General features: G+C 49.4%; 13 protein-coding genes. All 13 read right to left on the reverse strand.

Going from position 1 to position 23,185, the window contains the following annotated elements:
* Positions 1 to 390: 390 nt before the first annotated feature.
* The 13 genes from LOZ80_RS15990 to LOZ80_RS16050 all read right to left on the reverse strand — a co-directional run bounded on the left by LOZ80_RS15990 (position 391) and on the right by LOZ80_RS16050 (position 23,179).
* Positions 391 to 1,743: an ABC transporter substrate-binding protein gene (locus LOZ80_RS15990; RefSeq protein ID WP_238172312.1), complete on the reverse strand. Its 1,353-nt coding sequence runs from the start codon at positions 1,741 to 1,743 to the stop codon at positions 391 to 393.
* An 88-nt stretch (positions 1,744 to 1,831) separates the two neighbouring features.
* Positions 1,832 to 2,662 carry a carbohydrate ABC transporter permease gene (locus tag LOZ80_RS15995; RefSeq protein ID WP_189006402.1) on the reverse strand — a complete coding sequence of 277 codons (831 nt, stop codon included), beginning with the start codon at positions 2,660 to 2,662 and terminating at the stop codon, positions 1,832 to 1,834.
* Positions 2,652 to 3,536 (reverse strand): carbohydrate ABC transporter permease, encoded by an 885-nt coding sequence (locus tag LOZ80_RS16000; RefSeq protein ID WP_238172313.1) that lies wholly within the window; start codon positions 3,534 to 3,536, stop codon positions 2,652 to 2,654. Before LOZ80_RS16000 ends, LOZ80_RS15995 begins: the two co-directional genes overlap by 11 nt.
* Before the next feature lie 36 nt (positions 3,537 to 3,572).
* Entirely contained in the window at positions 3,573 to 4,598 is a 1,026-nt protein-coding gene (locus LOZ80_RS16005; protein ID WP_189006408.1) for a LacI family DNA-binding transcriptional regulator, read from the reverse strand.
* Between the two features lie 213 nt (positions 4,599 to 4,811).
* Positions 4,812 to 6,758: a stalk domain-containing protein gene (locus LOZ80_RS16010; protein ID WP_238172314.1), complete on the reverse strand. Its 1,947-nt coding sequence runs from the start codon at positions 6,756 to 6,758 to the stop codon at positions 4,812 to 4,814.
* 151 nt (positions 6,759 to 6,909) lie between these two features.
* Positions 6,910 to 8,007, reverse strand: coding sequence for a S1 family peptidase (locus LOZ80_RS16015; RefSeq protein ID WP_238172315.1), 1,098 nt, complete (start codon positions 8,005 to 8,007; stop codon positions 6,910 to 6,912).
* Positions 8,008 to 8,145: 138 nt separating this feature from the next.
* Positions 8,146 to 11,619, reverse strand: coding sequence for an AAA family ATPase (locus tag LOZ80_RS16020; RefSeq protein WP_238172316.1), 3,474 nt, complete (start codon positions 11,617 to 11,619; stop codon positions 8,146 to 8,148).
* 31 nt (positions 11,620 to 11,650) lie between these two features.
* The gene (locus LOZ80_RS16025) at positions 11,651 to 12,829 is read right to left on the reverse strand and encodes an exonuclease SbcCD subunit D (protein ID WP_238172317.1); all 1,179 of its coding nucleotides are present in this window, start codon (positions 12,827 to 12,829) and stop codon (positions 11,651 to 11,653) included.
* 15 nt (positions 12,830 to 12,844) lie between these two features.
* The gene (gene addA / locus LOZ80_RS16030) at positions 12,845 to 16,813 is read right to left on the reverse strand and encodes a helicase-exonuclease AddAB subunit AddA (protein WP_238172318.1); all 3,969 of its coding nucleotides are present in this window, start codon (positions 16,811 to 16,813) and stop codon (positions 12,845 to 12,847) included.
* Between the two features lie 24 nt (positions 16,814 to 16,837).
* Positions 16,838 to 20,365 carry a helicase-exonuclease AddAB subunit AddB gene (gene addB, locus LOZ80_RS16035; RefSeq protein WP_238172319.1) on the reverse strand — a complete coding sequence of 1,176 codons (3,528 nt, stop codon included), beginning with the start codon at positions 20,363 to 20,365 and terminating at the stop codon, positions 16,838 to 16,840.
* Positions 20,366 to 20,517: 152 nt separating this feature from the next.
* Positions 20,518 to 21,621, reverse strand: coding sequence for a citrate synthase/methylcitrate synthase (locus tag LOZ80_RS16040; RefSeq protein ID WP_238172320.1), 1,104 nt, complete (start codon positions 21,619 to 21,621; stop codon positions 20,518 to 20,520).
* 299 nt (positions 21,622 to 21,920) lie between these two features.
* Positions 21,921 to 22,796, reverse strand: coding sequence for an IS3 family transposase (locus tag LOZ80_RS16045; RefSeq protein ID WP_238168157.1), 876 nt, complete (start codon positions 22,794 to 22,796; stop codon positions 21,921 to 21,923).
* A 23-nt stretch (positions 22,797 to 22,819) separates the two neighbouring features.
* Complete coding sequence (locus LOZ80_RS16050; protein ID WP_238167655.1) at positions 22,820 to 23,179, reverse strand: transposase; 360 nt, start codon at positions 23,177 to 23,179, stop codon at positions 22,820 to 22,822.
* Positions 23,180 to 23,185: the final 6 nt, after the last annotated feature.

Raw genomic sequence — 23,185 nt, forward strand, 5'->3', positions numbered from 1 at the left:
CTGTTTCACTTAAAAGTTAAATAAGAAAAACGGCTTCGCCGCCCTGATAGATCAGTCTCTTCTTAGCGGCAAAACCTTGTAAGGGAACTAGAGGACGCTAATTAGGCAAAAAGTAGGGATGCGTGGGTAATAGCGGAACTACAGGGTCTTATTTCCACGAAAACGTTGAAAATTCCCATGAAACGGCAAAATAGCGTACTGTAGTTCCCTCACCCTCCCGAAAATGACACTTTTAGCATGAATAGCGCATCGTAGTTCCTTTATTTCCGCGAGAGACTGTTGGAATAACTCCGCGTTCACTCCAAAACCATATAAACTCTTATATTTAAATAAAGGGGCTCTTGCCGCAACAATGCCCCTTTTTTTGCTGACTCTACGCCTGCTTTTCTTCTATTTAGCTACTAGCTTCTCAATTTTGGCCTGCGCTTCATTCAGCGCTTTTTCTGCTGTGTAGTCGGATTTCAGCTTCGCTTTATCCAATTCATCACCGATTGCTTTCGTCAAATCATTCCATTTGTCCGGAATTGGCCCAACAGGGGTCAATACAAGAGAATTCAAGGCTTCAAGAACGACTTTCTTTGATTCAGGTGGCGTTTGTTTGAAATAAGCTTCCATCACTTTTTCATCGGAGACAGCCGGCACGCTCCAACCTTTCTCAATCCGCTTGCTGACAACCGCAGGATCTGAGGACATGAATTTAATAAATTTCCATGCCGCGTCGGCATTTTTCGTTTTGTCAGATACGACTAATCCATCGGCAAAGAAATGGTGAGCTTTCTTCGTGTTGCCTGGTTCCAGGGCAATATCCCATTTGAAGGGTGCATCCGCAAAGCGGCTGAAGTTCCAGATCCCGCCACGAAGCATCGCGATTTTGCCGGCTTTGAACGCGTTCAAGTCAGCGTCCGGTTGGTTAAACGTATCATCGTTAAGCGCAGGTGAGACTTTGTATTTCTTTGCTTTATCGAGCATCCAGTTCAAAGCTTCGATATTTTCTTTACTGTTTACGGTCGGTTTTCCGTCAGCACTCCAAATCCCGCCGCCGTTCTGAGCAATGGTCTTATAAAACTCATAGAATTGAATCGGCGAGTACGTTCCCCAGACACCGCTTTTGGCATCTGTCAGCTTCTGAGCCGCTTCAAGCTCCTGCTTCCACGTCCAATCGGCCTTCGGGTACTCAACTTGCTTTTTGTCAAACAAGTCCTTATTATAGAAAAGAACTACGTCCGAAAATGACTCTACGACGCCATATTGCTTGTTTTGATATTTGAATGAGTCATAGGCAAGACCTTTGTAGATTTCTGGCTTGAACGTCGTGTCCTTCGCAATGATCGGCGTCAAGTCTTTCAATGTATTTTTTGCAGCATAAGAGACAAAGTTTTCATATCCGACCTCAAATACGTCAGGCGCATCCCCCGATGCAAGCTGCGTATTGAGTTTCGTGTAGTAGTTATTGTAGTCGACGATATCCACTTTGACCTTCACGTCAGGATTGGCCGTCTCGAACGCTTTCACCATATCGCTTAATGTCTGCTCTTGTGAGCCGCTTGCGGTATACTGCATGAACTTGAGTGTAACCGGATCTTTCTTTGTCTCCGGAGTTGCCGCTGCTGTTGCTGCGGACGTTGGCTCTTGCTTAGGCGCTGCTGATGCTTCCCCAGGCTTTTTGTCCGATCCACACCCCGTTGCCGCAAGAGTAACGACAACACTTAATGCTACGACCCATCCCGCTTTTTTCACTACCATGTATAAACCCTCTTTTCATCTCAAATTTTCTTCGACAATTCCTTACACGATGGCAATTCTCATCTTCTGCCGCACATCACCCCTCTCCTTAACCTTTGACACCGCTCATGGTCATTCCCTTAATGAAGTATCTGGATGCAAACAAAAACACGATGAATATCGGAATAAAACTAATCACATTGCCCGCCATCAAAATGTTCCATTCTGTCGCCCATCTGCCCTGAAGTTTACTGAGCCCAATAGGAAGCGTCATCAACTCCTTATCGCTTGTAATAATCAGCGGCCACAAAAAATTGTTCCAAGAAGCCATGAAAGCAAAGATTGCCAAAGTCGCGAGCGCAGGTTTGCTTAACGGAAGTATGACACTTGCAAACACTCTCACATAAGAAGCTCCATCCATTCTGGCCGCCTCAATCAACGGATCGGGAATCGTCATGATATGCTGTCTAAGCAGGAAAGTACCGTAAGCACTGAAGATACCAGGTAAAATGAGTCCCAAATACGTATTGGTTAAATGCAGCTTCTGAAACACGATAAAGAGCGGTGTCATCGTGACCTGCATCGGAATCATCATCGTAATGAGATACAGAACGAATAACGTCTCCCTCCCTCGAAAAGGAATTTTCGCGAAAACAAACGCCGCCATCGCGCATACAACGATTTGTGCAATTGTCGTTACGAATGAAACGGCTACACTATTGCCCAAAAATCGATAGATTGGAAAGTATTTGGTGATTTCCACATAATTGCTGAACTTAAACGTGTCAGGTATCAAATTCGGCGGCATCCGGACGACTTCCAGGTTATCTTTGAAGGAGCCTGAAAGCATCCAAACAAAAGGAAACATGAGGACAACAGCCGCCACGATCAAGATGAGATGTGAAAGCAGGTTGCGATACGGCATATATTTATCTGTCATAAGTAACCCACCTTTTCTGAAGCTGCTGCTGAATGATCGTCACAACGAAAATGATTACAAACAAGATCCAGGACTGCGCGGAAGCAAAGCCCATCTTATAGCTTTGAAAAGCGTTCCCATAAATTTGCTGCACAAGTGTACTCGTTTGCCCTGCCGGTCCGCCGCCTGTCATGACAAGCACTTGATCGAACAACTGGAAGCCATTGATCAGCGAAATAACGAGCACGAAAAATATACTGGGTGTCAGCAGCGGGAGTGTAACACGGAAAAATTGTTGAAAACCGCCAGCGCCATCGATCGTCGCCGCTTCGTAATAGTCTTCCGAAATGTCCTGCAGCCCAGCGAGAAGAATGACCGTTACATAACCGATATCTTTCCACACGCTCACGGCAATAATCGAAGGCATCGCCCACCCGAAATCTTGCAGCCAAACGGGGCCCTGAACGCCGATAAGTGACAATAAGTAGTTAATCAGTCCGCTTTGTCCGTTCAATAACCAGCGCCAGACAATGGAAACAGCTACCCATGAGGTAATTACTGGCACAAAGATAAATATGCGATACAGCTTTATCCCCGTCAGCTTTCTATTCAATAGAACAGCAAACAGCAAGCCAAAGATCAAGACAGAAGGGATGTAACCAACGATATATTGTAAAATGTTCAGCAAGGATGTAAGCGTTTTCTCGTCTTGCAAAGCTTCGCTGTAATTATCGATCCCAACGAACTTTGCCGGCGTTAGCAAATCCCAATTCGTAAAGCTGATAACGGCCGACGAGAGCATCGGCACGAGTTGGAAGAGCAGCAGCCCAGCTAAGCTTGGAAGTAAAAATCCGATAATAACAACCACTTTGGATAGTTTATTTTGTCCTACCATGACAACAATCTCCTTTTCCGGTTCCCCACATGATGGTTAGTCCTTGACTCTCACTGTGGCTCTCTCCACAATCGTGAGCGGCAGCATAATTTCATTCGCTTCTTGTTCCACACCGCCTTGAATCATATGAATGAGATGCTCAGCAGCAATTGCACCTTTTTCCGTAATATTTTGGCGGACCGTGGTGAGTGGCGGAATAAACATTTTGGACATGGTGATGTCATCAAAGCCAATAACTGAAATATCTTCCGGCACCTTTTTGCCTTGATCCACCAAACTCCGAATCGCTCCGAATGCCACCATATCGCCAGTTGCAAACACAGCCGTAATTTCCGGGAATTTCTTGGCTATCAATTGACCCGCCGCCACGCCATGCTCGTAACTCATAGATTCTTCAAACACATAGTCCGGATTATAAAAGAAATTCGCCTCGCGAATCGCTCGCTTGTAGCCGAGAAACCTTTTCTCGACGACGCCATCCTTGCGAATCGCTCCTGTCACCAGTCCAATGTTCGAGTGGCCCTTATCGATCAAGTACTTTGTCGCCAAATAGCCGCCATACTCATCATCAATGCCAATCCGCTTAAAGTAACTATCGTTAATGTAGCTGTCGATCAGCACAATCGGAATGTTAATTTTCTTAAAGCCATCATAAAATTGTTCCGGATATATCCCCATCATGATGGCGCCATCCAGATTCCGCTGAACGGATAAATCCAGATAGCTCTCGCCTTGATTCACCCCTGATAACAAAAGATGATAACCGTACTCGCGCAGCTTGCCCTCTATCCCGCTGATCATTTCACTATAGAAAGGGTTTTCAAGGATAAGCTGCTTATGAGATTCCGTCTGTGGTATCACAATGCCAATCAGCTTAGATTGGTTCTTGACCAAGCTTCTCGCCGAGAAATCAGGTATGTAGTTCATTGTGTCAATAATCTTCTTAATGCGCTCGATCGTTTCATTGGAGACCTTATCCGTCCTGCCATTCAATGCATAGGAAACTGCGGCTGCTGAAACGCCTGCGACTTTTGCCACATCTTTGATTGTTGGTTTTTTCATGAGTTCCCCTCTTTAGTTACACGTTTAACTAGATTATAAGACGGAATTCCTGAAATTACAATATGATAACGCTATCTTTTGCCCATTAAATTCATTTATAAGTTATGCGTTTAACTAAATAAAGTTTAATGTCTATTTCGATAACCTGGCAAAAACGCAAACCGCCCCAATCCCTGACATCAAGTCAGATCATGGAGCGGTTTCACTAATTCACTATTTTTTAGAAATCGTTACGGTTCTGCTTGACCCGTCCCAACCTACCGTTCCTCCGAAGGTTTCACCTACAAACCTAGCTGGTGCTAACGTATAGCCGTTAACTAACTGGGCAGCTTCGTCTAACTGCCGGGCTTGGCCATTCACATAAACCGTCTTCTGATCAAGGGTCAACTTCACTGTCGTGCCGCCCTTTTTGGCTGTAACCGATCTCGTTGCCGCCTCGTATTCAACGGTCGCTCCCATCGCTTCAAATATAGCCCGAAGCGGTGTCAGCGTTGAGCCATTCCTAATAACAGGCGCTTGCTCAAAAGTCAGTTCCTTGCCGTCTAATTCGACGGATACTTGCGACGAGATGCCATACGTACGCAAAGCAACCTGAGCTCCCGCTTTGTTGTAAACTTTGATCTGCATGACAGAGCCTTCGGGCACTTCACCTGCTTTCAGCGTGAGCCCATAGGGCAAGTCTGTCTGTGAGGCAATAACCCGTCCATTCAAGACATAATCCACTTTGCCTATATAAACGTCAGGAATTTTGACGAACGGAATGAATTCGGCTTGTTTAGTGAACGCTTGGTGATTGGCATTTACTGGTACATAGCCCAGCTTATCTGACGGTTGAGCACCATCGGCAACCTTGGACAGCAAGTAAGGATTCGCAATAAGCTTGCTATAGTACGCCTGAATTTCTGAAGAGTCCGACAATGAGTAGTCGTTCTTCGCATTCGTCATTTTTTGATCCACATTAAAATAAGTAATCGCTTTTAATCTCGGATATTTGTACGGCATAATTTCATATAGACGCTGCAGGTTAAGCTTGGCCCATTCTGTAAAGTCCTCGTCAGCAGCATGTGAATAATGCGGAACTCCCGTTTCGCTGAGCATCAAAGGCTTTCGGTCCGAATAGGTGTTATATAGTCTCGTGAGCCTTTCGACGTTGCTCGTAGAAATCATTGTCGGCAGAGATGGATCCCCGTTTTCGTAAGGTTCTATGTACAAACTAACCCCGACCCAATCTACATAATCGTCTCCAGGATAGTAAGGGTCGATATCGTTCGCAGGCACATCGCCTGGGCTCCAAACCATGGCAACGTTAGGCGCTTCTGAGGCAAATACATCATGCAGCATGCGGAATTTGGCGATGTACTGCGCAGGGTTGCCGTGCCATTTGACCCAAGCGCCATTCATCTCACCTGCAAAACGCAGGAAAATGGGGATACCCGCAGCCTTGGCATCCTGTGCCCATTTGCGCAAATACGTTCCGTCCGCCACAGGATCCAGACCATCATCCGGTTCCCAAGCGATCTGCAAGGCTCCGCCAGCCTCTTTCGCCCGCTTCGCATAAGTAGCAGGGAAGCCTTGCCCCCAATGAGCGTAAGCCAAGTAAATCGCATGATTTTTACCATAAACGGATTCTGTTTTCGTAAAAAGGTTCCCTACTTTAGGATCCTGCTCCGAATACATACCCAGGTACGTCCCATAGGCGGGCTCAAATTTGGCGAGACGACCGCTTTGCGGCAAAGCCTGCCGTTTAAGCTCAGAGGGATCACGTTCCGTTCTATATAATTCAATCGTCGTTCGAATTTGATCCGCGCGCTGCAGTTTGACGGCTCCCCAATCTCTTCCTGCTTTCACCCAATATTGATTCTCTAACTCATAGTAATAAATCGCTTGGTCATAGTTCCCAATTGCATCATAGTAAGCATCCAATTTCCCGCAAAAGAGTGCGGCATTTTCCCATTCCCCTATGCTTGCATAATGATTAGCAAGGAACTGCCAATGTGGAACGGCCTCGGCTTGATTGCCTTCTGCGCGAAGCGACTCCGCTTTCTGCCAATGATCCCACACGATGTCGGCGTGTACAGGCGCTGGTGAAACTGCGATACTAGCAGCCAATAAACCAACAGCTAATGTTAGAATGCTTACTTTTCTTGTTGCTTTTTTCAAATCAATTGACTCCCTTCTTCTGTGTTGTCTGTGAGTTGTCATTAAGTGAATACGTCAAGAACTCTCGAAAGTAGCACTTTTCATAAAAATACAAAAAAGAGAGGCTGTCTCACCAGGTTAACAACCTAGCGAACAGCCCTCCTATTAATCGTTATCTGGATTTCACCAGGATAGCTCTTATTCGTTTTCGTTGTTGCTGTGTTAACGGCTGTACATAAGCATGATTTCCGATAGGCGCCGCACCGCGAATCAGCCCCCCCTTGTACGATTGACCTGCTGCAGGGATCGCCACACGCAACCCATACGTGGACATGACCAAGCCAATCGGATTACTGATCGAACGGACACCGTCTGGTGTTCCCGCGAAATTAAGTGCGGCTGCGAACCGATCGCTTGCCCGGAGCCATACGGAGCCGGAATCCCCGGGAAGCGACACAGGTCCGTTATTACCGCGAATGACAGATTGATTGCGGAATAGCAAATCACCCAAAGTGCCTCCGTAGGAAACCCGAATATCCACATTATTGGCTTCAACCGTTCCTCTGACGAAACCGGTTGTCCGGCCTGACTTCATCACTTGCAGACCAACGGGGTAGCTGAGCAGATGACCTGGAACTGTAATCAGTTGTCCAGATGAGCTAATTTGGTAACGGGGATTTAACAAACTATTGGCATTCGGGATCGCTATGGCTGAATCCTGAAAATTAACGCCTCCCGGAATTAATCGAACGAATTGAAAGGCTCTGCCAATTGTATCTCTGCTTGCAACGCCGCCATCAGCTGGACCAGGCTGCAGCGTAGATGTGAAGGAAGTGGAATTGTCTCTGATTAACACATGGTTATTGCTGAGCACATACAGTTGATTATTTTTAATCACGATGAGACCCGCTGTTCCTGTAGCAGCTGGATTCACTCTGCCAATACTTACGCCTCCGGGAACAGGACGCACTCGACTTGTGAACAACTTAGCTTTCGCTCCCTTAGGTTTGGCACTCTGCGCATGGGAATTGAATTTGCCGGCATGCACGAAACGTATGGGAACTGCACTTCCTGCTTTGGCTAATGTCCCTTTGAGGCTGTTCATACTGGAAGGGACGATCTTCTGATGCGTATAAACGATCACGCCTGCCCCCAGAGCCGGTTTATTAGGGTCGGCATAACCTACTCCTACGGCCGTAACCTCAGCTCTTTTTAACAGGACGGGCGAAATTCTATTCTTATGTTTTAGAGCCTCGTGAAAAGTAGCCATTTGCATTCTCCTCTTTTTTAAAGATGTTGCAGTCTATGCCAACTTGTACGAATTGGCGTGATGCGTTCACCTAAAGAGAGTGATAGAGAGCAAAAAAGGCTAACGACGCTGATGCGACGTTAACCTTGGTATAGAAATCTATAATTCTTCTAAAACGATACGGCTGCCGCGACCGGATGGTTCGGCAGGATGGACGATTAATTTGCGCGTCAGTCGAGCTCGCAGCTCAGGCACATGGGAGATAACACCTACAGCCAAGCTGTCCATATGCAGCTTCTCCAGCGCCCCGATCACCATATCGAGCAGATCTTGATCCAGCGTTCCGAAGCCTTCATCGAGGAAGAAGAACTCCAGCGGGTATTCCCCTTTCAGCTGAATTTGCGCCGAAAGAGCGAGCGCCAGCGCCAGGGAGGTAAGGAATGTTTCCCCTCCGGACAATGTGCTGACCGGCCGTTTCACCCCGCCATTGGCATCATCGCGGATGACAAAGCCGCCGCCTGAGTCGACTTCAATCGCATAGCGTCGACGCGTCAGTTCACCGAGCCGCTCCGATGCCGCGCGGCTGACTTGCATGAGCTGCTCTTCGGCCAGGTATTCGACGAAGGCATTGGCTTTGAGCACGGCTTGCAGCTTGCCAAGCCGTTCCAGCTGCGCCGCCTGCTCGAGACGGCGCGATTCGAGCTCACGCCAACGCGTATGCCGCGCAGCGAGCTCGCTGGCGCCCTGCGCCGCTGTGGCCCGCGCCTCCAGCGCAGCCTCGGCAGCGGCCTTGGCGGCGCTCAGCTGCGCCTGCGTGAGCGCCCACTCGGCCGCGCTCAGCACGCGGCCCTGCAGCTTCGCTGCTAGCTGCGCCAGCTGGGCGCGCAGCGCCTGCTCGCGCTCGCGATGCTCCGCCGCGAGCAGCGCCCATTGGCGGCGCTGCTCAGGCGCCAGCGCCGCAGCCGCTGCGGCTTCGCGCGACGCGAAGCCGTTCTCTGCGAGCGCGCTATGCAGCGCGCGCTCGGTCTGGGCGAGCTGCCGCGCCGCGGCGGCAGCGGCTTCGGCGGCGGCGCTGTAGCGCTGCGCCGCCTGGAGCTGCTCGCGCTGCGCCTGCGCATGCGCGAGCTTGGTCTGCTGCGCGAGCTGCCGCAGCCGCGCAAGCGCGGAGGTCGCCTCCGCGATGAGCTGCGGCACAGCCGCGCCTGGCGCGCGCAAAGCGAGCTGCCGCGACTTGTCGGCGGCGAGCTGCGCTAAACCCTGCAGCCGCTCGTGCAGCTGCAGCGCCGTTCGATCCTGCTCCAACAGCTCGCGCTGGAGCCCTTGCATCGTGCTCATCAATTCCTCAAGGAATGGAATGCTCTTCTCAATCCGGCTGCGAAGTTCATCGGCAAGACGCTCATCCGCCAGAAGCAAGTCAAGCTGCTGCTCAACCTTTTCCCAAACCAACTCAGCATAGGTCTCTTGCCATCTCTTCCGCTGATCATCCAAAGCAATCTGAAAAAGTTTCAGCTTGCCGTCCGCTTCCTGCCACAGATTTCCAGCCGCTTCCAATTGAGCGTTCACTTGCACCAGCTGCTGGTCATAGCGAACCTGATCTTTATGAAGACGGGCATAGATGCTTTCCAATTCATCAAAAGCCGACTGCTGCTGTTGCGCAAACGACGCCATTTCCTTCCATTGCAGCAAAAGCACCTCTAATGTTATACCTGCTTGCGCGTCAGCCCATCTTCCTGCTGAGGGTACTGTCGCTGCCGCAGCAACTTGCTCCCAAGTAAGAGATGCTTGCTCTACCGTTGTTGAATGAGGAGAAGATGACATATCCCAAGCTTGCTGATGAACAGCTTCCCATTTGCGCAGCAGTTGATTATGTGTAAATACATGCTCCTTCACTAGCTGGAACAGGAGTTCGGATTGATGAATTTGGTCTTCTGCTGAATCCGGCTTGCCCGCCTCAGTTGCGGTTGCTTGCCCTCCCTTTGCGTGACTAAAAGGATGTTCCGTGGAACCACAAACAGGACAAAGTTCACCTTCTTGCAAATCATTGGCCAAAATGGCAGCCAAGGCATGACGTTCTTCCAATTTCATCCGTCTTTTCTGAACGTCCAGCACATCTTGCAGATTCGGAATGAACGCCGAGAATTGTTTGAGTTGGTTCTGAATTTCTGCCCCAGTCTGCGCGGATTGCTTCAGCCATACGGCTAACTCGCTTTGCAATTTCTCTTGAAGAGCTAGCACTTGCTGCTTGCTCCGTTCCAGAACCGCCACTGCATCAGCTTTATCCGCTTTACTTTTATGAGCTTCCGCCCCTTGCAATTGAAGCTGTTCAAACGTCTTCTTCTCATGAACCGCACCTTGCAGAAGTTGCCTGGTTGCCGCACTCGTCTCTACCGTTTTTAGTTTTTCTTTGAGATCCGTTTGTTTCAAAATCGCTTTTTGCTTCGTTTCTTCCTGTTTCGTGATTTCAGCCTGCAGCCTTGCTATATTCGATTGGGCCTCACCCTCTTGCTGCCGAGCCGTTTGAATCTGCGTTTGCACCTGATTCAACTCCTGCTCGATAACAAGCGCTTGCTCCAATTGGTCAAGCCGCAGCATGAGCGGACCTTCTTCCCGCGCTAATTCCTGCTGGGCATGCTCGGATTTCTCGGCTGCAGTTTGATGCGTGATTTCCGCTGCCTGCTGATGGGCTGTCATTTGCTCCAACTGAATCCCGCTCGTTCGAACGTCATCGAGAGCGAGACTGTGCTGATCCAAATAAGGCTTAACGCGATCAGCTTGCTCAGCTTTTTGGAGCAGATGCTCTTTCTCCCGAATCGCTGATTCCTGCTCTTGCTGCTTTTGCGCGTCTAGCTCCAGCTTCTCTTTCTCCTGCTGCCACTCAAACAGCTGTTTGTACTGCTCGTAGTTCGCTTCCTGCTGGGCAAGATGCAATCGACTGCGAACGGCTTCCTCCTCCGCTTGTGCAAGTCTTTCACTAGCTTCCTGCAAAGCTTGCTCCGAAGCATCCCCAAGGCCCATTTGCTCAGCAGCGAGCTGTTTCACGGAACTATCGGTTTCCTTCACCCTGGAGCTGACTTTGGCGCTTAAATGATCGCCATATGGTTCTAAATGAAATAATCGCTGCAGCATTTGCCGTCGATCTTTCCCCGTCAACGTGAGGAATTCAGCGAATTTCCCCTGCGGAAGCACGACCGCTCTCGTAAAATCCTGCATCGACAGCCCCAATATCATCTGTACCTGCTGATTCACTTCACCTGATTTGTCGGCAAGTACAATCGTTTCCTGCTCTTTCATATGTAAAAGGCGTGTTATCGTGCCATTGATGGACATTTCCGTCCCACGCTTGAATTGCCGCTCTACATGGTATCGTTCTGTGCCGATCGCATTCGTAAGTTCAAATGTAAAGGAAACGAATAACGTTTGTTCCGCATGATTCATAATGGCTTGCGTGCCACCGCTGGCTCTCTCAACCTTACCGTATAAGGCTAGTGTGATCGCATCCAAAATCGATGATTTCCCGCTGCCCGTCGGCCCGAATATGCCAAAAACGCCCGCGTCCACTAACTGGCCAAACTGAATCGTCTGCATTTCGCGATAACTTTGAAGCCCTGACATTTGCAACTGAATTGGACGCAAATCGAAGATCTCCTTTCATCCTTCTAGTTTCCTAATCCCCGAATGAATCAGTCAGATCTTTCTCCTGCACTAATTCCAGAAACAACCGCACTAATTCCGGTTCAGGCTGCGCACCACCGGTTTGACGCGCATAGAACCGGGTAAAATGCTCCTCCATCGTTAAATCAGCTTTGGCTACAGCTGCCCGAGCCGTTTCCATCTCTGGATATATCGGACGAATGTGAATAAAGCCCTCATAGGCTTTGCGCAGCGTTTGAATCTGCTCAATAGACATTGCTGAAGTCATCGTAATTTCCAGATCGATCCATGCTGAAGCATCTCGCCCCTCTTCCAGCCATTGATGCACCTGACCGATGCCATCTTTGGCTTTCCAGCTTACGAGCGGCCGGCCGGAAGTCAGATAAATTTCCTTCGGCTCAGCAGCTTGTCCGGGAGCCAGATCCAGGATCGTAACGGACTTCGCTTGTCCAGCTTCCGAGAAGCTGTAGGCGAGCGGTGATCCGCAATAGCGGATGGGGGAGGCCGCTTTTACATTCTGCGGTCTGTGCAAATGCCCCAAGGCCACGTACTGGGCGCCTGCCGTCAGTGCATTCGTATCCACCGTATAAGCTCCGCCTACTTGAATTGGCCGCTCAGATTCCGTCTCATGACCGCCAAGTACATACAAATGACTCATAATCAAATTCACCGTATCCGTCTGGAAAAATTGGGCCTGTTTGCGAATCAGCGCTCCAACCCGCTCCGAATACTTGCTGCGCAGTACCTCTTCTTCGGCGATGTCGGACAGCAGCTCCTTCAAACGGGATTCCGAAGGATAGGGCAGCGCAATTAAGCGCGCCATTTCGCCAGTCTTAGCTATGCCAATCGACTGAATTTCAGGTATCGGAAGTCCAATAATCGTTATCCCTTGTTTGGCGGCAAGTGGACCTGCGGCGGCAAGCCGATCCGGGTGATCATGATTTCCGGAAATAATCGCTACATGCCGCTTCCCGCCTTCTGCCAAGCGCGCGATACCTTCATAAAAGAGCTGCTCAGCAGCCGCAGGCGGATTCACACTATCGTAGATATCCCCTGCAATTAATACCAAATCAATCGCCTCATCCTGAACGATACGCACAAGCTCATCCACAAAAGCCGTCTGTTCCTCCAAACGGCTTCGTCCTTCAAGGGATCGCCCAAAATGCCAATCCCCCGTGTGTAAAATCCGCATACCTCAACCCCCGCTCTACATCTCCAGCAATTTGGCTCCGTCAAAAAAATACAGGAACTTGCCGCTTAACGGCCGCTTCCAGATATGTTCCACAGCCCGCGAATACAGCGATATTTGCTTCTCATAACGCAATTGAAGCTCCGCATCACTGCTGCCCTTGACGGCATCAGTTTTATAATCAACAAGCACAAGCCCGAGTTCATCTTCAAATAAACAATCGATAACCCCTTGGATCAATACGGTCTCACCTGTCGTGGAACGATCAATGCCGGCATACACTTCTTCGGCAGGCAACCCATAGCTGAACGGCACCTCACGCTGCACATTCGCAGCCCGGACCATCCGTTTTCCAACCTCGGTCTGAAAAAATTGCAGCATAACGGGAATGTCTACGACTTCACTTTGCTCCAAAGTTAGCGTCATCTTGTCAAGCATCTCTGCTAAAGTAGCTCGAATGCTAGCCTCTGTCGGCGCTTCCTGCAAAGACAGGTTTTGCATGACCGCATGAACAATCGTTCCTTTTTCGGCTGCGGTCAGCTTCTTTTCTTCCATAAACCTAGGTCTGCGCCACAAGGCAGAAGCCGTTTTACTGGTCCCTACGACAGCAGCCTCCCCTTCCAATGACGCCACATCGCCGCCAAAAGGAAGCTCCATTTCATCGGCAATCCGATTCATCTCCGACAACCTTTTGATTTCGGAAACCGTTGTTTTGGCAAAAAGTTTGGGAGCATCCGGGTAGGCATAATCCCACGAAAGCTTGTCTTCCAACCAACTTTTCCAAACTCCTGATGCAGCCACAGGCTCCAGCTGACGGATACTTTCCATCCGATTCCCGTCGGGAATATAGCTTTCTTCTTCCAGCAATTCAACGTCCTGCAAGTCCTCAGGCACAATAACCGTAAGTTTCCACCTGGAAGAATCAGCTAGAAGCCGCACACCCGAGGAGGATTCGCTAATCCCTAGCCGCTCTCTCCATAGCGTACTATCCGGGTGACGAAGCAAGGCAGGACCTACCCAGTCCAGATAGCTTTTGGCTTTGGCTAGTTCAAAGTCAGGCAAATACCATTCTGTTCTGGCAAGATGACGTCCCCAGCCACGCAGCAGCTTGTCCAGCGACTTCACCGTTCCCAGTAAATAAAGCTTCTCTCTCGCTCTGGTTAAGGCGACATACAGTACTCGCATTTCTTCAGCCAATAGCTCCAGCTTCATGCGTCTCTTGATCGCCAGCGAAGGCAATGTCGGATAACTAACCCGCAGTGCGGTATCGACAAATCGCGGCCCAAAACCAAGCTCTTTGTGCAGCAGAAACGCTTCATTCAAATCTCGCTGGTTAAACATTTTGGCCATGCCAGCGACGAATACAACAGGAAATTCCAGCCCTTTGCTTTTGTGAATAGACATAATCCGCACAACATCCTCTTGCTCGCCGAGCGCTCGCGCTGTTCCCAGATCGCCGCCGCTTTCTTTCATACGTTCAATAAAACGAAGGAATCGAAATAATCCGCGCAAGGATGTGCTTTCATATTGCCGAGCCCGGTCATACAGCGCCCTCAAGTTCGCTTGTCTTTGCATGCCCCCCGGCAAACCGCCTGCGAAATCGTAGTAGCCCGTTTCTCGATAAATCAACCAGATTAAATCAGCCAACGAGCCCTGTCTTGCCTCATTTCGCCATTTTTCCAGCAAGGTCAAGAAGTAACTTAGCTTCCCGAATAAGACTTCATTGCCAGGCAGCCTTTCACCACTAACCAGTTGTAGTACGGACTCATAAAATGGCAAGGTTTTGTCCGCGACACGAATTTGCGCCAGATCTTCAGCCGTTAATTGAACAACTGGCGATCGAAGCACCGCTGCCAAAGGGACATCCTGATACGGGTTATCGATGACCTTCAATAACGAAAGCATCACTTCCACTTCCGTTGCCGAGAAATAGCCCGTGCTTAGCTCCGCATACGCGGGTATCCCCTGCTTCTTGAGCTCCTCGATAAGAATCGGCGACCACATCTGTGTTGCCCGCAGCAGAATCACGATGTCCCGGTACGTGGCAGGCCGATCTCCTCCAGTTCTTTTATCAAAAACCTGAAAAACTTCCTGTCCCCCTGCACCCAACAATCCTCTGATTTGCCGCGCGATGGTTCGGGCTTCCAACTGGGCTGTTTCAAGCTCTTGCGCTTCCAGAACAGGGTCTGGAGGCAGCGCTTCCCCCTGAGCTCCCAAGTCCGCACTCAGCTCTTCATCCTCATCTCCCGAAGCGTATGATTCCGTCTTGTCGGGTGCATCCGCTGCGCGGTCAATAAGCAGCATTTCGACCGAACAATCTGAGGCAGATGGCGGGTATCCCGCTCCGTATACAAGTTCTGCCCGCTCGTCATAGGCGATTTCACCGACAGATTCATTCATGATTTGTTTGAACACAAAATTCACCGCATCAACCACTTGCAGACGGCTCCGGAAGTTCCGCGCCAAATCGATGCGCCCGCCCGGGGATGTGTTTAACGTAGGTTCAGCTTTATTGGAACGGTAAGCCTTGTATTTCTCCAGAAAAAGTCCTGGCTCAGCAAGGCGGAACCGGTAAATACTTTGTTTCACGTCGCCAACCATAAATCGGTTGCCTGGCTTCGCCTGCGAGATTAATTCAACAATTGCTTCCTGCACGCGATTCGTATCTTGATACTCATCCAAAAGCACTTCCACAAATTGCTGCCGATACGAGTTAGCCGCTTCAGAAGGCACGAGTTCTCCCGGGATCGAACCCGGAGCGCTTAGAATTTGCAGACAATAATGCTCCAGATCGGCAAAATCAATTAAGCCTTTAGCTCGCTTGCCTACTTGGTATCGTTCTCCAAAATCAACCACCAAGTCTACTAGCGTATGCAGCAGCGGCGCCATCTCAGCAATCTCCTGATGAAATTGTTCCGGAGTTCGGCCGAACAGTTCTTCCTGGATTGTATTGATCTGGTCCTTGGCTTTATTCCGAAGCTCTTTGACTTCCTCTTGCATGCCTTTGTCATAATCATCGCCTCGGCAAGCTTTGAGCTTCCCGAATTCAACAGTTTGAAAACCTCGATACAGAACTTCCCATGGATAGGTAGTAGTTTCGAGTAAATTATTCACGAGCAATAAATCCTCTTGCAAATTGTCCAAGTACGGGGCCGGCCCGCCAGGCGATTCCGCAATGACGATTGCTTGACGCAGCAAGTCCGCAGTGCCTTCCAAATCGAGCGTCAGGTCGCGAATCAAACTCTGCTCCCAGCGAGAATAATCGACCGGCGCAGCGGCAGCCGCAACATAAGGCAGTGCCTCTTCGAAGATGAAGGCACTTTCTTCCATTCCCTCCTGCATCTTCGGTGCAGGAGGACCAAACATCGAAGCCGTAGCCCTTAGCCAATGCTCCGGCCACGGGTGGCTGCGCGACACATCATACAGCTTCTGAATAAGCTGCATGATGGCGTCGTCGTTGCGCTCGCCGCTGAACGAATCGACCAGCCTCCAGAAGGCGCTGTTCTCTCCGCTTGCGGCGTAATATTCCTCGAGCATGTCGCCAAGCAAGTCTTGGCGCAACAGCTCGGCTTCCGTTTCATTCGCGATCCGGAAGCCGGGATCCAAACGAATGAGACTGAAGTAGCGCTGCACGACTTCCAAACAGAAGGAGTGCAGCGTCGTAATCGAAGCGCGTCCCATTAAGGCAAGCTGCTTGCGCAGATGCTGCGAATGCGGCTGCTTCATCAGTTCTTTCTCCAGCGCTTCGCGAATCCGATGCTTCATCTCCGAGGCAGCCGCTTTGGTGAAGGTTGCGACTAGCAGCCGATCCACGTCCACAGGCTCCCATTCATCCGAAATTCGGCGGATAATCCGCTCCACGAGGACGGCCGTTTTACCGGAACCCGCAGCTGCTGCGACCAACATATTTTGACCCTTTAGTGTAATGGCGTCCCATTGATCGTCCGTCCATGTACTTCCGAGAGGCTTAGGCTGTTGTTTATTCATGAAGAGATCTCCTTTCCGGCTTGATTAGGCCTTGACATTCTGCTCCAATTCGGACCAGAGCTGGTCTTTGGCCCGCTGTTTCAATACGTGTACTTCATTGCCCTCAAATAAGGGATCGAACTGACAAATCGATTTATAAGAGCAGTGCAGACAAGCGGTTTTTTTGCCCAAACGGTAAGGATTGATGTCCACATGGCCATCCGTGATATCCGTGCCGATCTGCTTCACTTGTTTGCGTACATATTTGCGCAGTGTGTCCCACTGTTCATCTGTAGCGACTGACGAAGTCGAATAGAAGCTGCCGTCTTTCTTCAAGGCAACCGGAATCAACTGCGAGTGGCCGGCGCTTTTCAGCAATTCATCATCCATCAAACCGGCAACTTCCGCGTCCGCAGTAATTAAGCCTTTCATTTTATAACGTTTGCGCAGCTCTTTTTCAATTTGATCCAAATCGAGCGCATTTTTTTGCTGCAGCATCGGATTATGTACATGGAAATACAGGACGCCTGCCGGCTTGGCCGCAATTCCCAGCCACTGCTCCGCATGCGTAATAATAACGTCCAGATACGTCAACATTTGTAGCGACAGCCCATAATACACTTCTGACAACTGCAAAGAAGTTGAACTCGATTTATAATCAATCACCCGTAAAAGAACGCCCTGCTCGCCTTCTGCACGATCAACACGGTCAATTCGTCCGATAATTTCCATCGTACAGCCATTTTCCAGTTCAAAGGTAAGTGGCGGCAAGTCTTTGCCTGGTCCAAAATCAATTTCCAGACCTAGCGGTTCAAACTGCCCATGCTTCGCATGTTCGCCAAGCACGACAGCCGCTCTGCCTACAACCTGCTTCAATTTCCTCGCGATATAGGCATACCGGCTGGAACTGAGCAAGATTTCCCCTTGCAGCCTTGGCGCAAGCTCATCCACCACCTGAGCGGAACGCTCCATGCACTGCTCAGCCGTCAACGAACCCCAATCAAGTTGATCCTGCTGAAGCTTTTGCACAAATTGATTCAATGCCGCGTGGAACAGCTGTCCAATGTCCGGAGCATCAAGCCGGTATACTCTTCTTTCCTGCAGCCTTAACCCATGGGATACAAAATGCGAGAATGGACAGGCCACATACTTCTCCATTCTGGAAACACTCGCCCGCAAATTTTGACCATACAGTAATTTGCTAGTTCGGGGACTAAGACCCTTTTCTTTATTCGTATATTGTAAAGCCTGAACGACGGATTGCAGTTTCATATGCCAGATCGGCTTATTCGCGTACCAATTATACGTCTCCCACCAGAGGTCATCGATTCGCCCTCCCAACATCCAGTGCTTCATGCGGACTGCCAGATAGGAAATCGTTTGATTCGGATGGGCAATGTAAGCAGCTTGCTCCTGCGCTGGCGTTTCATTGGATGGCTCTGCGAGCAAGAGCGGCGCTTCTGTTCCTGGGAAAAGCTGGCGAATCTGCTTGATAAGCTCCGAAGGCAGCAGCGATTTCCCTTCTTCATCGGCTAGTGGATAGCTCAGCCACAACCTTTTGCCCGGCACCGTTAAAGAGGTATAAACAATAAACTGCTCATCCAGCAGCTTGCGGCGGCTGCCGTCTGCCATCGGTAATCCAGAGTCTGTCAGAACGGTTCTTTCCGCTTCCGTCAGAACACCTTTCTCTGCCATTTGAGCCGGGATTACCCCATCATTGACACCAAGTATATAGGCGTACCGGATGCCGCTCGAGCGAGTGCGGTCCATGCTTCCGATTAACAATTGATCCATCGAAGGCGGTACCAGTCCAAGCTTCATACTTTCCATCCCAGTCTCAATAAGACCGTTAAACAGTTCCAAAGACAAGCCGTCCTCACCCATCGTCTCCACCAGTTGGTCCAGCATGTCCATCACGCTGTCCCACATTTGGCCATGCTCGCGGGCTTTTTCCGGTTTGCCTTCATGAATCGCTTGCTGACTCCATGCCTCCAGCTTCTCCGGTGCTTGCACCGTTACCAGCAGATCATACAACGCAGTGACTTGATCTCTAACCGTTGTGGCTTGCTGCAAACGTTTGGCAAAAGCAAGCAGCGGCTTTACAACCCATGATTTGCTCGTATTTAGCGCATCCAGCTCGTCAGTTGGCTCCAGCAGCTGATCTTCCGCTTGCTCCAAGTTAGCTCGAAACTTAAATGTCCAAGGCTTGCCATCTGTCCAGCGATAACCCTGGATACCGAACGCCAGCACATAATTCTCCAGTTTATCCAGCTCTGTTCGCTGGTAGGCTGCATCTGCCGGGATTAAAAGGTCGGTTTTGACACAGCGAAATACAGCATCATAGTGCCAATTATGGAGCACGACTTCCAGCGCTGAACGAATAAATTCAACCAACGGATGATGCAGGACTGACCTCTTTTGGTCAAAAAAGTGAGGAATCTCATGGTCAGTCAGAATCGCTCTCAACAAGTCCTGATAGCCTTCCATATTGCGCACCATGACGGCAATCTCCCGCCAGCGAACACCTTGCTCGCGGACGAGCAGCAGCATGTCGCGGATCGCGCCTTCCACTTCTGCACGGCGGTGCACCGCTTCTTTGATGACAAGTTGATCGCTTAACTTCTCCAGAGCTGCTGGTTGGTACCGCTGTGCGGCCCCGCCAATTCGGCGGTCGAAATGACGCTCCAAATAACCAAGCGCCGGGCTATCCTCATATCGCGGGGAATTCTCTGGGGCCAGATGATGTACCTCTGCTGCTTCTAGGCCTAATTGCCAGATGAGATTCTGCATGCGGACCATCGTTGTTGCCGTAGGATGAAAGAGATCCAGCTCATCCGGCGAATCACCAGCTTGCCATTCACGGTCTACACAAAGCGTCACGGTCACCTGCTTGCAATTGGCGAACAAAGCGCCAAGAACAGCAAACTCCTGAGGTGTGAAGCCATGAAAGCCGTCAATCCAGATCGAAGCTGACTTCAAATAGACCGAGTTCGGAATCTGCTCAGCGAGCAGTGTCAGATAATCTTCGCCATCCAGATATTGACGTGCTAATTCCGCTTCAAACTGGCGATAAACCAGTTGAATATCATGCATTTTATCCCGCAGCAACCCACTTTCTCCAAGTGCAGCTATGCGCTTATTTTCATGATTCATGAGTTGTTCGGCTGTGACGCAATAGCGCTTCATTTCCGTAAAAATTTGATTAAGTCTATCCACAAAGCCCATCTGTTCAGCCGAATGTCCAAACAGTCGAAGCTTTTCTTTGTATTTATGTAAAATGCTTGTTAACAGCAGTTTCTTACCCGTATCATCAATCGGCAATCTGGCTGTGCCACCCTCTTCCTGCATGACCCGCCAAGCGAGTCGGTGAAAACTTAGCACTTGGGCGCGAATCATCCCGCGAATCCCGGGATCCGAGACTAGCGCATGCTCCGCTTGAAAAGTTGCCTGCTCAGGCACCAATAAAACGAGCGGATTGCCCTCTGGCTCCGCCGCCAGCTGCTGTTTCATTTCTATTAAGCAACGTTCACTTTTGCCACTACCGGCTCTGCCGATTACGAATCGAATAGACATACAGGGCCTCCTCATTGTTACTTCTCTATCTTTCCTATTCTATCATACTTTTGGTAGAAAAGAGGCGTGGCAGATGATGGGCTTGCAGACCAAAAAGCTGCATCCAACTCCGTGTATTGAGTTGACATGCAGCTATCTATTGCAAATACAATTTATGAAAGTGTAGTTGGCAGCTCACCCACATACACGGATTGCGGCCGAAAGATTCGATTACAGCTTGCTTGTTCCAGCAGATGTGCCGTCCAGCCAACCATCCGGCTAACCGTAAAGCTTGGCGTAAATAGACTCGGCGGCAAAGATATAGCGCGCATCACCGCTGCGGCATAGAACTCCACATTGACATATAATTTTCTGCCAGGCTTATATTCAGCCAAGAGATCGACAGCGACCTTTTCAACATGCACAGCTAGCTCAAACCAGGGATCTGCGGAAGCTAGTTCCGTCATGATTTGCCTCAAGGCTTCTGCTCTGGGGTCGTTTGTTTTGTAAATCCGATGTCCGAAGCCCATAAGCCGTTTACCCGATGCCAACTCTTCGGTCAACCAAGATACAGCACGATCTTTGCTGCTTATTTGATCCAGCATATCGAGCACTTCAGACGGGGCTCCTCCGTGCAGCGGGCCTTTCATCGCGCCAATCGAGGCGCAGAGCGCTGAAGCAAGGTCAGACTGTGTAGAAAGAACTACTCGTCCCGCAAAAGTAGAAGCATTCATACCATGCTCCATTGCCAACACAAAGTAAGCCGTCAGTACCTTCACATGCGCTGGTTGAGGGACTGCACCTGTCAGCATATACAAATAGTTGGCTACATGATCCAAATCGGGATGAGGGTCGACAGGCTCGAGACCTAGCGATTTCCGGTAATGATAAGTGATCAGCGTAGGCAGCATAGCCGTGTAAGCCAAAACATCATCTTCACTTGGGGGCCACGCTTTATGCTGTTCAGCCCCTTTAGCAGAAATTGCAGTACGCAGTACGCTCATCATATTACTCTGAGGCGGAAGCAGATCCACTACTGCTTTCAGCGTTTCAGGGATAACACGCAATGGGCTCCACCTTTTTTTGAATATTTGAAGTACTTCCGGCGTTGGGAGCTTCCCTTGCCATAGCAAATAAGCCGCTTCTTCAAAGCTCGCTTGAAGCGCCAACTGTTTCGCCTCATACCCGCGATAGACCAGATATCCTTTTTGTCCATCCACCAAGGAAATTTCTGTTTCTGCTGCTATTACACCTTCCAAACCGGTTACTGAAGCCATACGCGTTTCCTTCCTTTCGATGAGAAGAGATTTCTCTTTTTCTCATCATAGTCGGTTAGCGCTGAATCATCCAATTGGCGTTTCTTCTCAGTTCGATAAATTAAATTTAATAAATATAATTTATTGATCATATAATTTTATAGATATGGATGTAATGCGAATAAGCGCCTCTGGAGGCTCTTATTCTGATCAAACTGCCGCTAGCGGTCAGGCCCCCTAATTCCGGAGAATCGGTTGTACAACAAGGTGTTATCTTCGTATTGCTTGTTTTTTGAAGCGCTGTCGGCTTCTTTTGCTAGTTAAATGGCGAGCACATAGCTGGACGTATCCATCGATGCTTTTTCTACCCACCTCATAAATGCGGCTGGCGATCGTTTACCGAGGCTTCTATGCATGCGACGATTATTATAAAAATCCATGTACGTATGAATAGCTCGATAAGCTTCTTCAAACGTTTCAAAGCTTTCTTTCCTCAATAAGTCACGCTCTAATGTGGCATGGAATGATTCGATATAGGCATTTTTATTGGGCGTTTTGGGTGGAATCCGCTCGTGAATCATCGTTTCATCCTCACACATGTCTCCAAAAGCCTTGCTAATAAACTGAGGACCGTTGTCTGTGCGAATAATCGGCTTGCTTGCACCTGATGCTATGCGTGAACGTAGAGCGTCTTTAACCGCTTGGCAAACATGCTTAGCTTCGCAGCTGGATCCAAGATGATAGCCGACGATGCTTCGATCAAATACATCGATAATATCCGCGAGATAAAAGAATTGATCATAGCCTGCTACGTACCCATATTTGATGTCTAATTGCCATAGTTGGTTGGACGCGTTAATGGTATGATTGCGGGCTAAACGTCTCGGATAATGAATCTTTTTGCGCCGCTGCGGATTTAAAATACCGAGCTTCTGACATAACCGATACACTTTCTTTTTGTTGATTACAAGGCTATGTTGAACGCGCAAACACTCCGTCAGTAGAACGTAACCATAACTATGCTCCTCACCCGAAACTAGCTCTAACAGCCATTCCTCAATCTGGGCATTGCTTACGATTTGACCCGTATGCGTCTTCGAGTGAAGTGTGGCTGGACGCCCCCTTCCAGGTGCTGAAGGGCGCTTTAGCGAAGAACGCATAACTTTGTGACGGTCGTAGTAGGTCGAAGAAGCCACATTAGTTAGGCGCAGTACAGTCGTTATGGGATGTCCCTGCTCGATGAACGTTTGGGCAATGTTGAGTTTATCTTCGAGGCAGGGCTGGACTTTTTTACAAGTTCTCTCAGAATATTGTTTTCCAACTCTTTCTCTCCGAGTGCTTTTAGCGCACAAGCATATTTTTCTTCCAGTTCAGCTAGGCGCTTGGATTCAGCCATACGTTCATCTAATGTTGGTAACGCATCATCCCCAAAGGTCTCTTGATATTCCTTTACCCAGTTACGGATGGTTTTTGGCGATACATCATATCTTCGCGAAAGAACACCCGTCTTAATTCCACCAAGCGCTTCTTGAGCTACCTTGAAACGCACTTCTTCAAACACCTTGTTACGTTGTTGCACGGTATT

The sequence above is a fragment of the Paenibacillus sp. HWE-109 genome (assembly GCF_022163125.1).
In the GTDB taxonomy this organism is placed as follows: Bacteria; Bacillota; Bacilli; order Paenibacillales; family NBRC-103111; genus Paenibacillus_E.